Consider the following 12239-nt stretch of genomic DNA (forward strand, 5'->3'; position numbering starts at 1 on the left):
TTAGAGTTACTCCAATGTGACTCTAATAGAGGTGGTAAAGCCTTCGCCATAATAAAATAACCCATCTAATTCATTATAATACATGCCGGTTTGGCAAAATATTCCATCTAATATTTCTATCAAATAATAACCTTCAATTTGAAATGTTTCATCGGCAACAATAGTGTTTACGACTAATATTGTTTCATTTGCTATGAGAGCATAACTCTTAATCATTATGCGTACTCCTCAAGTGTGATGCAGCCGTTAGCCCCTTTATCCGCACCGTATGAAGACTGGCCAGACGAACTACCGGCTCCACCGCCACCCGGGAAACCGCCAACATCACCGTTAGATGAGTACAAAGAGAAGCTGATTTCAGCGGCCACGCGCAGCCAATACCTTTCATTCATTCGCGGATTATTTCGGATCGCCGCTGATGAATGGAAGTGGCTAAGCAAAGCACCTGTCATCAAGACGAGAAAGCCAATCTCCCGCCGCATAAAATGGCTGACACGCGAAGAGGCATTAACGCTCATCGAATGCATGCCGGACGGCTTCAAACCGATTGTGATCTTCGCGCTGGCCACAGGAGTGCGCAGGTCTAAGATCTTGGATTTGGAATGGTCGCAGATTAGTATGCAGCGACGGGTAGCGTGGATACATCCGGAGAACGCCAAAGCGGGCAAGGCTATTGGCGTCGCACTGAATGATACCGCATGCAAAGTTCTGAAAGAGCAGATTGGTCGTCACCACAAGTTCGTATTTGTTCATAACTCAGCTAGCACCGCGCTGATGGAACAAAGACTGCTGAGGTGAGAAAGATGCGCGTTGATGATAACACGGCCTGGAGGACTGGTTTAAAGCGGGCTGGTATTACAGATTTCCGTTTCCACGACCTGAGACACATTTAGGCAAGTTGGTTGGTCCAGGCTAGGTTGCCACTTTCTGCACTGCAGGAAATGGGAGGTTGAGAATCTATCGAGATGGTACGCAGGTATGCACACCTGTCGCCAAATCACCTGACCGAGCACGCATGCAAAAATCGATGACGTTATGGCAATTCATGTGACTACTCTGGCGCTTTTGGATGGTGATGGTGAAGTGAAGAAGGCGTAACTAATTGATTTGAAATGGTCCCCTACAGGATTCGAATATAGCCATTACAACCCTTGTTATTACAGTATTTTTGCCTGTTCGAAAAACGCCGGAGCCCCCAATTAGGCCCCCAATCATATTTCGCTGAAAAAATAAGCAACTTCGAGGCTAGTGATTGTAACTGTGAATCACCACGCTGCCAACCTCTCTGAATATCGTCTTATTATTCAACAAATGTAGATGTGCTTTGATTTGCTTCTTGGCCTGGTCAGTTCAGACGTAGGAAAGTCTATTCATTCGCGGCACCGACTTTGTTGGTGCGATTCCATGTCTATGTAGTCCAGTCAGCATTAAGGGATATTTCAGCTAGCCCTTCATCCTTCAGTTCCTCCCGCCCCCTCCGTGATACAGGCGACGCCTGTGGTAAAACAATGGGATAATCGCTTAAGTTTTACGCCTGAGTGCCGATATTATTCTTAATAGCTTTCGACAGAATAATTAATGTCAGAGTTTTTTCATACGTGACACAACCTGTCAACTAGCGCATGTAAGCTTACCAACAGATGAACAACACGGAAGTGAAAAATGAGCAAAAAAAATCTCTTATTGGCTACGCGTCTTGCGGATATTTTATTACGTTTTAACCGTGGTGAAACTTTAACGCTTAGCGGTCTGGCTGAAGAATACGGGGTGCATCAACGCACCATTCGTCGTGATATAGAAGAGCGACTCTCCATCACAGGGATAGAGAAAAACGCTGCCCTCAATGGCTATAGTCTGCGTCCTGAGTATCTGGGAAAGTTTGATGCCTCAAGCATTGATACTTTTGCCTGCGTAGCGGGAGTAAAAGGATTATTTCCAGTATTGGACAGGAAAATGCTTCAGTCCATGTTTTACCCGACTTCGACGCAGAATATCCTTGTGATGGGCCATCACTACATCAAAAGTGAGCAGCAAACTGACAATTTCACACGTTTACAGCAGGCAATTGATGAACGTCGTCGTGTGTCATTTAGCTATTACAAACGCGCCGAACAGCGAAGTTACAGCGTAGAGCCCTATCAGTTGATTAACCACAACGGGGTCTGGTATCTCGCCGCGCAGCATGAAGAAAAAATTAAGAAGTTCACGCTCGGTAAAATATCTGCCTTAAATTGTACTTTCGATCTCTTTGAGCGCTCTCAGGCGCTAACGGAAACGTTGAAAAATGAAGAGAGTGTATGGAGTACTGAACAAAAATTTGAAGTGGTAATAAAAGTATCCCCTGAAGTGGCTGAATACTTTCAGCGCCGGGATTTGGTAGTTGGACAGATCATAGAAAAAGAACTGACTGATGGTGGGTTAATTATATCTACAAATGTATCGCATAAAAATGAAGTGTTGCCTGTGGTGCAATACTGGTTACCCCACTTGAGAATTATTTCACCTGAAAATTTACAGCAGGAAATGGAAAAAGTAATCAGAAATTATCTGGGAATATAAGGTAAGGGCATGGCAGAAAACAAACCAAGCAAAAAAAAGTCCGCCAGGAAACTATTTACCAGGCCGGAACATTGTAATGTAATTATTGCGGCTACAATGAGTGCAGGGAAAACTTCGCTTATTAACGCGCTACTTGGCAATGAAATTCTTTTTTCGGCTAATGAAGCAGCAACGGCGACGCTAACACGTATTACTCATAACCGCAGTTTACGTCAGCGCATCGAAGGAGTGAGCTACAACCAACAGGGCGAATGCCATGAACGTAGTAACAATGTGCAAAGTGCGACGCTCAGGCAGTGGAACAGTCATCAGGCAGTGAAATATATCGAGCTGGATTGCCGTATTGACAGCTTGCGCAAAACAGTGAAGCCGCTGGTTATTTACGACACCCCAGGGCCGAACAACAGCCAGGATGCCAGTCATAAACACCTATTGGACGCAGCGCTGACATTACCGGGGAAAAAACTGCTGGTATATGTGCTCAATGCAACCCAACTGGCAACTCTTGACGATAAGCAACTGCTGCTAGACATAAAAAATAGCCCGGCGTTAGCATCAGGCAACCAGATTATTTTTATCCTCAATAAAGTGGATCAGCTTGATGACGAGCGCGGCGAGACCATAGAGCTTTTTCTTGAAAAAGCTCGAGAATATCTGGAGCAAACAGGGTACCGGCAACCGGTCATTATACCGGCGATGATGCAAACATCCTTAATTGCCAAAAAAGTACTCAATCGCAAAAGTATTACGCGTAATCAAAAGCATCGTTTGCAGGCCGAACTCGAGCGTTTTCGAGAAAACAAATTTAGTCTGAATGAAGCATCGCATATTTCTGTGGCGATTAAGCGCAAAGTTCGCGCCGAATTGAAAAGGACACTGCCTGAAAATAAGCAGTCAGACATGTTTGATAAAACTGAGTTGATTCAATTTATTGCCTACAGCGGTATTCGCACCCTGGAAATTTTTCTTTCACAGCATAATTAATCCTTTGGAAATCTATGAACAGCATATATCTGGAACATAACCCCTTTACCGTGGAATCTACGTTTTTGGTCAACGGAACCGAGCCTGCGCCAGGATGTAAACTCTCCAGTTATAAAGAAGCGCGGTTACAGCTTTGGGTGGAATCATTGTTTAGCGAGATACAGGCGTTGCTTAACGGAGAAACACAGCTTGAGGTTGAGTTTAAAGGCGTTGAATCGGACTTTATGGATGTACAGGATGCCGCCACAAAAGCACGTGAGAGCGGCATGGAAATTAGCCTGCGCTGGCAACCAGTGCGTGCGACGGAAGACCGTCTGGACGAGATTAATGCGCTGATGGAAGAGGCGAAGCTCAACCCGCAGTTCAATGACTACATCGTCAACAACGAACAGGTGCGTAACGATTTTCGCGAAGCCTTCAACAATGACTTTAACGTATATGTTGTCGCAACCATGTCTTCGGGCAAATCAACGTTAATCAATGCCATGCTTGGCCAGGATCTGCTGCCCGCGGCAAACGAAGCTACCACCGCAACCATCGCGCAAATCATTGATGATAAAACCACTGGGGCAAATTTTACGGCGCGCCGCTTCTCAAGCGCAGGTGAGGAAGAGTCGCTGCCAGAAATCAACGTTGATACGCTCAAAGAGTGGAACCAGTTACCGGATACGCAGGAAATTGAACTGCGTGGCAATATCGTGGCGATGCAACCGCGCGATCATGTTCGTCTTGTACTGACCGACACGCCAGGACCAAATAACAGCCAGGATGCAGATCATGAGCTTAAAACCATGGGTTTCATTAAGGATTCAAGACGTAACCCATTGATTCTTTATGTGCTCAACGGTACGCAACTGGGCACTAACGACGATAAAAACCTGCTGGGTCTGGTCGCTGAAACCATGCAAAAAGGCGGTAAACAAAGTAAAGATCGTTTCATTTTCGTCGTGAATAAGATGGATGCTTTTGACCCTGAAAATGGCGAAAATGTTGGTGCAGCGCTGCAGCGGGTGAAGACCTATCTTGAAAGTAACGGTATCCGGAACCCGCAGGTGTACCCGGTATCAGCACACTTAACTCGTCTGTTACGCAAACACCCGGATTCCTTAACCCGCAAAGAACGCGGAGATGTGAATACCCTGACGGATCTGTTCCTCGAAGAGCCGACGATGAACTTCCCGGAATACATGCCGCTTACCTCACGCGTGCGCCGGAGTCTTGAAGAGCGTGGCTTTACCAATGTGCTAAAGCGCAGCGGTTTGCCCGCCGTAGAAGTGATGATTGATGAATACATCGATAAATATAACGTGCCAACTCGTCTGAATCGCGCTTATGCCGCGCTGCATCGTGCCATTGGTCTGGGGATGAAAGAAACCCAGCTTGCCGAGCAGCTCAAGAAAGATGAAAAAGAGCTGGTGCTGATTAATGATGAAATTACTTTGCTGCAGGAAAGGCATAAAAAGGGGCTGAATACCGAAGCTTATAAAGAGCAGCTTCGCCGTGAAGGGAAAGGGCTGCCGGCGTTCATTGCTGAAAGATTCACTCAGGAAGATATGAAATTCCGCCGCCTGTTAAAGGAACTGTCCAATGAAATTAGCGCTCAGGGAGAGGTGGATGTAAACCGTGCAAAAATTGAATTAGAAAATGCCGAGCGGAAACTGACGTTTGCCAGTAACGATCTGATCGGTAATTTTGAAATTGCCTTCTCGGACGGTCAACAGCATATTAAAGATGAATTACAAAAAGAGTATCTGAAATTTATCGCCGAGATATTTGGTGAAGCCCGCACCCTGGCTTTGCCTTTGCTGCAGGGCCTCAAAGAGAGCATGCAGGATATGTCGCTTAACCTTAGCCTCAACGATCGCGATGTTAAAACCAAAGAGGAACGCTATAACGGCCGCGAGGTCAGCGACTCCAACTGGTATAACCCATTCTCCTGGGGGCGTAAGCGTACCGAATACGATTACCGCACCGTCGAATATGTCGATATGAATGAAACCTGGAAAGAGAAACGAACCATCATCGAAAGCGAGTTTAATGACTTCCGGGCCAGCGCGCTGAAAAAATTTGAGTCGGATAAAGATAAGCTGGTGAAAAACTATCTGGCCTTTATTGAACGCGAATTTAACGAGAAGTTCGAAGCTTTAATCGGCGCGATGCAAGAGCAGCTAAATAATAAAGAGGTTCGCGAGCAGACTATCGCTGAGGCGAGAGAGCAGCAGCGCTGGATTATCGATTTTAAAGCGAAGCTTGATAATACGCTGGCCATTTAATAAGGAAGTCATGATGGACGATAAATCTAAAACACGGCAAAGCCTGCGCCAGAATTTACTTGAGCAGTTAACCCGTAACGAACTGGAAGGCGATGAAATACGCCAGATTGTTGCCTCCAGCGCCGCTATTGCTGATTTCTTTGATGACTACCTGGTCAACGAGATCTTCGCGGCCATTGAGCCGGATGAGCTTGACTGGAACGCCGGGTATTTCGACCGCCAACGCAAGCTGGCGCAGAACAACTTCGCCGAGAAGCGCATCAGTCATCTTATTGATGTTCGTGAGTATCTGATTCGTAATGATATTGCTGGATTTGCAAAAGCGCCGGTAACCGGGCGCACAGAGGGAACGAACACAATGAATATGCAAGGCTATTTACCCGGCGCTAATCTGGCAAGAATGGTTGAACAAGGCGTTACCAGCATGGTGCGTTCGGCCTTAATCAATGAGCTTGAAAACAACCGCCTTGAAGATAATGAAATCAACAAGGCCGTCGCCTGGACACAGGAGCGGGTCGCCGATTTATTTGTCGACTATGAAGAAAACTCTCTGGCAGGGAAAATGAATAACAACCCCAGCCAGTGGGATGCCGATTACTACGACCTGCAAACTTCTTATCTGAATAGCAACTTTGCCAAAGTCCGTTTCGAACACTTGATTACGGTACGAAACTCGCTGCGCCTGCACGGAGTTAAGGGTTTTGAGCACATCATTATCAAGCCAAAAACCCAGCCACAGCCTAAGTCACAGACAGCTCCACGCCCGCACTCTGATGCTTCCTCCCACCCACAGCCTGGCTTTCTGCGTATCGCGTTGATGGCTGGCGGGGCACTGGCAGTACTGGCGGCGCTGGTGATTTCTCTACTCTAAGGATGGATTTATGACGCAATTAACGATGACGCCAGCGCGCCTGAAAGAACTAGAGCAGCGCACGGATGTAACTTTGCAATCAGCAAGAACGCTCATCAATCGCAGCTATCTGGCGGAGATGAAAAATTACCCGTTGCAGTCTATATCCACTCAGACAGGGCTACCAACCAATCGTGCCGGGGATGTTCGTATTTTCCGCATCGAACGCATCGTGCAGGAAAACAAACAGTCGGTGCTTGAAAGCACCACGGCTGCTTACACCGCATTGGGTGCAGCCGGTTACGCCGTCTTTCTGTTCCTGAAATCCGATGGACGTGAAACCAATTTGTACATTGGCACACGCGGTACGCCGGGAAAAATGCTGGGGCATAACTCAGGTGAACTGCTGAAAGAAACCTTCAAAGGGCACTTTTCCGGCAGCAGCCTGGTACCGCTTGCAGCGGGTGAAACCGACGAACTGCTTGATGGGGCGCTGGCGCAACAGGATGAACCTTCGGCGACAATCACCGCTGTCACGGGCGTGCCATCCTTGTCTACCGATAATCATGAGCATTTCATGCAAGGGCTGGAGCATTTTATCGATGCAGCGGAAAGCCGTGTTTATCAGGCACTCATCCTTGCAGAACCTGTCTCGCCACAAAATCTGGAAGTGATCCGCACCGGTTATGAGCAAGTAGCGACACAGCTCTCTTGCCTGGCAAAAAGGCAGTATTCGTTTGGGGTACAGGATAGCGAAAGCGTTGGTCTGAGCATCAGTGAAGGGTTGAGCCAGTCGTTGGGTGAAAGCCTGGGAATGACTGAAACCAAAGGAACTTCCGATACCACCAGTAAATCGACCACGGAAAGCTGGGGAGAGTCGCAAACCGTAAGCACGTCCGACGCTTTCACGCGCACCTATGATGAATATCAACAGGCACGCGCTCAGGGCGATAGAATGGGGGTAGTCGGCGGTATCGGCACCCTGCTGAAAAATACAGTGTTACCAAGAAATATTTCTGCCAGCCAGAATAGTGGCGGGTCAGAGAGTCTTTCCGATAGTCATACTACTAACCTGTCACAAGCCAACAGTTCAACGACGAGCAAAACCGATACGACCAGCCATACCGACAGCCAATCGCTGAATAAAACCCAGGGTAACAGTCAACAAATTTCCTTTGAAATCAGCGATAAAACTATTGAAAAGATGCTGGAAAAAGTTGACCACCACCTGGAGCGCGTCAATGAAGCACGAACCTACGGCGGCTGGCAAACCGCTGCCTACTTTATCGGTGACAGTGCGGCCTCTTCGGAATCATTAGCCAGTATTTTCCTGGGCCTGATGCGCGGCAGTCGTTCCAGTACTGAAGATTTTGCACTCACGACCTGGCAGTCACAAAACAAAAAAATGGTGCTCGACTGGCTGGCAACGCTTACACACCCGCGCCTGACTCCAGTTTTTTCTGAAGGCATCAATATTGATTACCTGACGCCTGCAACGCTTGTTTCAGGCAAAGAAATGGCGATTCAGCTTAGCCTGCCGCGCCGCTCTACCTCCACCGTGGCGGTACTTCAGACGCAGGCTTTCGGGCGTAAAGTTCAACGCCTTGATAGCAACGGCATTAGAACGCATGCTGAACGCGAAATTTGCCTGGGCTCTATACGCCATCTTTGGAACGATCTACCACAAACTATCAACTTAGATGTCAACCAGTTAGCGAGCCACCTATTTGTGACGGGTTCAACCGGCGCGGGGAAAAGTAACGCTATTTACGAGGTGCTTTCCCAACTGGGCCATCATAAGGTTCCGTTTATGGTGATTGAACCGGCGAAAGGCGAATACAAGCATATGTTTGGTCACCGCAGCGATGTGCGGGTTCTGGGCAGCAATGCGAAGTACAGCGAATTGTTGTGCATAAACCCATTCCGCTTCCCGGATGAAACCCATGTCCTTGAGCATATTGACCGGCTGGTGGAAATATTCACCATGTGCTGGCCAATGTATGCCGCTATGCCAGCAATTCTGAAAGAAGCAATTCTGCAAAGCTATAGTGAATGCGGCTGGAATATGGTGAGTTCCGTCAACCGTTTCACCCCAGCGCTGTTCCCGACATTCAACGATCTGCTAACGCAACTGAAAGCGGTGATTGATGATTCCGCCTACTCTCAGGAACTAAAAAGCAATTACACCGGTTCGTTGGTGACACGCGTAAAATCGCTGACTAACGGATTGAATGGACTGATTTTCTGTGGTGAAGAAATTGATAACGCGGAGTTGTTCGACAGCAATGTGATTATCGATCTTAGCCGCATTGGCTCTCAAGAGACGAAATCCCTGATTATGGGGATTCTGGTTATCCGCCTGAGTGAACACCGCGCTGCATTTTCAGGTATGAACCAGCCGTTGAAACATGTCACGGTGCTGGAAGAAGCTCACAACATTCTTAGACGCAACGCCTCTGGCGGTGGCGGCGAAGGGAATGACATTACGGGAAAATCGGTGGAGATGCTCTCTAATGCTATTGCCGAAATGCGTACCTGGGGTGAAGGGTTTATTATTGCTGATCAATCCCCTTATGCCGTTGATATTTCTGCGATTCGTAATACCAACACTAAAATTATCATGCGCCTGCCAGAGGAGGCTGACCGGCGTATCGCGGGAAAATCCGCAGGTCTGAACGACGAGCAGCTTGATGAGCTGGCGCGGCTACCGCAAGGGGTGGCGCTAGTTTACCAAAACGACTGGCTGGAGCCGGTGCTATGCCGGATTAATAAATTTGCCGGTAAAGAAGAGATATTCCATTACGAAGCCACAGCCGTTGTTACCGACAATCACCAGCTCTTTAACCAGCAACTGATTGCCTGGCTGATGGCTCCGCGCCTGTGCCAGCCTCAGGAGATCCCCCTGGAGTCGCTGGAAGCTGGGCTGGAAGGTAGTTTGCTGGCAACCGGGCAAAAAATTGCGCTGAAAACACTATTTGATGAGTTCCGCGCAACCGGAGGAATCAGTCTGCAAAAAGAACAGCATTTTACTCGCATGGCAAAACTGGTAGTTAACCTTCTCAACTGCACCACCTCCATTGAACGATGCGTCCGCGCCGCTCCGGACTTCAATCAGTTGGAACAGTCGTTCCGCCAGCTTATTGCTAAGCAAACCGGTGAACTGCCCGCAGGACTTGAGCGGGCGGTGCAGCAGTGTTTTATGCGCGAACTGGCTGGCAGAAATGATGAATACCTGAAGGTCTATGCCGCATGGCGTAAACACGTCACCGCGGAGGCTGTAGCATGATTGAAATGGCTGTATTAAAAGAGCTGGCGATGGAAGCGCTGGGTGATCTGATGGAAAGTGTGAAAGACCTGAAGATCGAGGACATTAATGTTGAAGATCTCGACAGGCCCGTTGATCTGGATTTACCGCGCAACGAACTGACGCCGCTTTCTGACGAAACTAAAGAGGTTCTCAGCGAGGAAGGTTACAGCGACGAAGTTATCGATAGTATTGCCAGCGAAGAAGAGGCGGCGATTTATCAGGATGCAGGGCTGGAATGTCAGACCGTTAACGGCAATGATGCGTTAATTAATACTGAAATCGATTTGGACCAAACAGATTCCCTGGGTGACACCAATCTTGAACGTATGGAAAAGGGCAAAGCGCCGCTGGATGCCAATGGTAAACCTATAGAATTACATCATGTCGGGCAGAAGGCAGATTCCCCGCTGGCAGAATTAACGCACGCGCAGCATATGGAAGGTGGAAATAATACTATCTTGCATGACACTACAAAAGAATCTGAAATCGACCGTGGGGCATTCGGCAAAGAGCGCGAAGCGCACTGGAAAGCACGAGCGGAAGAGATTAAGCTACTTCAGGAAAAGGAGGCAGCATGAAAAAGTTAGAGCAGCAGGTTGCAACGCACGACGCCGATATTCGCCCTGCAACAGAAAATGAAATTAACGCTGCGGAACAGGCGCTGCGTATGCATTTTTCAGAGGAATATAAAACCTACTTGTCTGAGTTTGGTTTGGTCGCCTCTGGTGCTACGGAAATTTACGGTCTTGGCGTCCCTGCCACTTCACATCTGAATATTCTAAGCGCGATAGAACCGCTACGTGAAGGCAAGGATTATCCACAGCAGGCCGTACCACTTTATGATATCGGCGATGGTTACTATTCTCTCTACGACAATCGTCAGTGCAAAATCCTCACCTGGTCGATGATAACCGGGGTGGTGGAAATAAGTGATGAGACGCTTGAAGCCTTCCTGCTACGTGTCATTTTTGATATTAAATAATAAATGCTTAGTATTCCGCTTAATTAGTCCATAAAATAAACCCGTCAGCTAGGAATAGCTAGCGGGTAATGCTGTAAATAAAAAGAGACAAATTTCGGGAGCGTATATCATAGTGCCCCTAACTGGAACCCTATAACTGAATCGTCACAGTGACAGCATTAAGCACAGAAAAATAATTTGGGTTTGTCGTGATTCGCGCTGGATGGTATCCGGCAACATTCCTTATCCTTTCAGGCTGGCAAAAGCCACAAAGATATTCTCTGGACCATCCATCTCGCAACCAGCAACGGGCGCTTTTATCTGTCGGATTGCAAGGATTACACCTATAAGGTGAATGCGCATTCCATCACCCACCGGCGCGATTATTATGATGTCAGGGCACAAAGCTACATTGAAGTCATTGCGGAGATTATCCGGCTTGCCAGGCTGGAGGAAAACAAAGACATCAGCCTGTTTTTGTTCCGGCATGCTTTGGTCGAAGCTCGGCATTTTTTGGGACTTTACCGGAAAAGGGTTCAGAATACCTCTGGCATGAAAGCTAATTTCATATCTCAGATATCGCTGCACTGTTTATTCAAAGGAATAAGTAACATTAGTGATGCATTGTTTTTTATCAAGTTGATGAGAAAAATCTGGCTTTAGTGAAGGCGCGATCATTCAATTAATTAGCAAGCATCTAATCATTCAGACTTTTCGCTAAAGAAAAATCCGAGTGATTTGCGAGAATAGTCCTAATAAATCTCCACACCCTCCCTCATTAATAATTTCGTTACATTTTTCCGTGACCTAGTTTGCTTTAGTGCATCACTGACTTATGCTACTTTCTCATTTCGGGAACGGAAGATTTAAGACAATGGTGTGCTGTAAGTATTCTGTTGATGCAGAAAACTTAAACTCATTGATATATTCACACCATCAATGCTTTATTATTGAATTATGACCATCAATTATCATCGCCTTCCACTGCTGCACTATGGATTGATAAGCAGGAAGAGCTTTAAGTAGTCATTGCTGTTTACATAACGTGATTGCCCGTTATTTGGTTTCAGTTTTGGTATTCACGCCCATGAGCGTTAAAAGGACTTAAACGATGAGCATTCAGGAATACATTCTTGCTGGCAGTAAATTACCGGTCCACAACCATTACCAGTTAAGACTTAAACGGCTGGAATCCCGGCAGCCCGGCGTTGATATTTCGGTGCTCAGGTTCAGCGGCAGCGAGGCCATCAGCGATATCCTGCGCTATGAAATTGCGTTCACCAGTGCGGTGAAAGACATTCCCGC

The 12239-nt window shown here is 47.3% G+C and carries 10 protein-coding genes and 1 pseudogene; 9 read left to right on the forward strand and 2 right to left on the reverse strand.

Features of this window, described 5'->3' with window-relative positions:
• Positions 1-6: 6 nt before the first annotated feature.
• On the reverse strand, positions 7-216 hold the full coding sequence (locus ETV65_RS06685) for a hypothetical protein (RefSeq protein WP_129952089.1): 210 nt from the start codon (positions 214-216) through the stop codon (positions 7-9).
• Positions 217-327: 111 nt separating this feature from the next.
• Here ETV65_RS06685 and ETV65_RS06690 point away from each other — a divergent pair.
• The 8 genes and pseudogenes from ETV65_RS06690 to ETV65_RS06725 all read left to right on the forward strand — a co-directional run.
• Positions 328-1016 (forward strand): annotated as a pseudogene (locus ETV65_RS06690) (site-specific integrase); the annotation flags it as partial.
• A gap of 646 nt (positions 1017-1662) precedes the next feature.
• A complete protein-coding gene (locus tag ETV65_RS06695) occupies positions 1663-2559 on the forward strand; it encodes a WYL domain-containing protein (protein ID WP_129952090.1) in 897 nt (298 codons plus the stop codon).
• Positions 2560-2568: 9 nt separating this feature from the next.
• A complete protein-coding gene (locus ETV65_RS06700) occupies positions 2569-3543 on the forward strand; it encodes a dynamin family protein (protein ID WP_129952091.1) in 975 nt (324 codons plus the stop codon).
• Positions 3544-3557: 14 nt separating this feature from the next.
• Entirely contained in the window at positions 3558-5816 is a 2259-nt protein-coding gene (locus ETV65_RS06705) for a dynamin family protein (protein ID WP_129952092.1), read from the forward strand.
• A 10-nt stretch (positions 5817-5826) separates the two neighbouring features.
• Positions 5827-6687, forward strand: coding sequence for a hypothetical protein (locus ETV65_RS06710; RefSeq protein ID WP_240782812.1), 861 nt, complete (start codon positions 5827-5829; stop codon positions 6685-6687).
• A gap of 10 nt (positions 6688-6697) precedes the next feature.
• Positions 6698-9952, forward strand: coding sequence for an ATP-binding protein (locus ETV65_RS06715; RefSeq protein WP_129952093.1), 3255 nt, complete (start codon positions 6698-6700; stop codon positions 9950-9952).
• Entirely contained in the window at positions 9949-10551 is a 603-nt protein-coding gene (locus ETV65_RS06720; protein WP_129952094.1) for an HNH/ENDO VII family nuclease, read from the forward strand. The genes ETV65_RS06715 and ETV65_RS06720 overlap by 4 nt, the downstream gene beginning before the upstream one ends.
• Positions 10548-10955 carry an SMI1/KNR4 family protein gene (locus ETV65_RS06725; protein WP_129952095.1) on the forward strand — a complete coding sequence of 136 codons (408 nt, stop codon included), beginning with the start codon at positions 10548-10550 and terminating at the stop codon, positions 10953-10955. Before ETV65_RS06720 ends, ETV65_RS06725 begins: the two co-directional genes overlap by 4 nt.
• A gap of 222 nt (positions 10956-11177) precedes the next feature.
• Here the strand turns inward: ETV65_RS06725 and ETV65_RS06730 are convergent, their stop codons facing one another.
• Entirely contained in the window at positions 11178-11444 is a 267-nt protein-coding gene (locus tag ETV65_RS06730; protein WP_129952096.1) for a hypothetical protein, read from the reverse strand.
• 601 nt (positions 11445-12045) lie between these two features.
• Between ETV65_RS06730 and ETV65_RS06735 the strand changes: the two genes are divergently transcribed.
• The coding region (locus ETV65_RS06735; protein WP_129952097.1) for a hypothetical protein at positions 12046-12239 on the forward strand (194 nt) is incomplete at its 3' end.

The organism is Rahnella sp. RFA10(1/100) (assembly GCF_004195115.1).
Lineage (GTDB): Bacteria > Pseudomonadota > Gammaproteobacteria > Enterobacterales > Enterobacteriaceae > Rahnella > Rahnella perminowiae.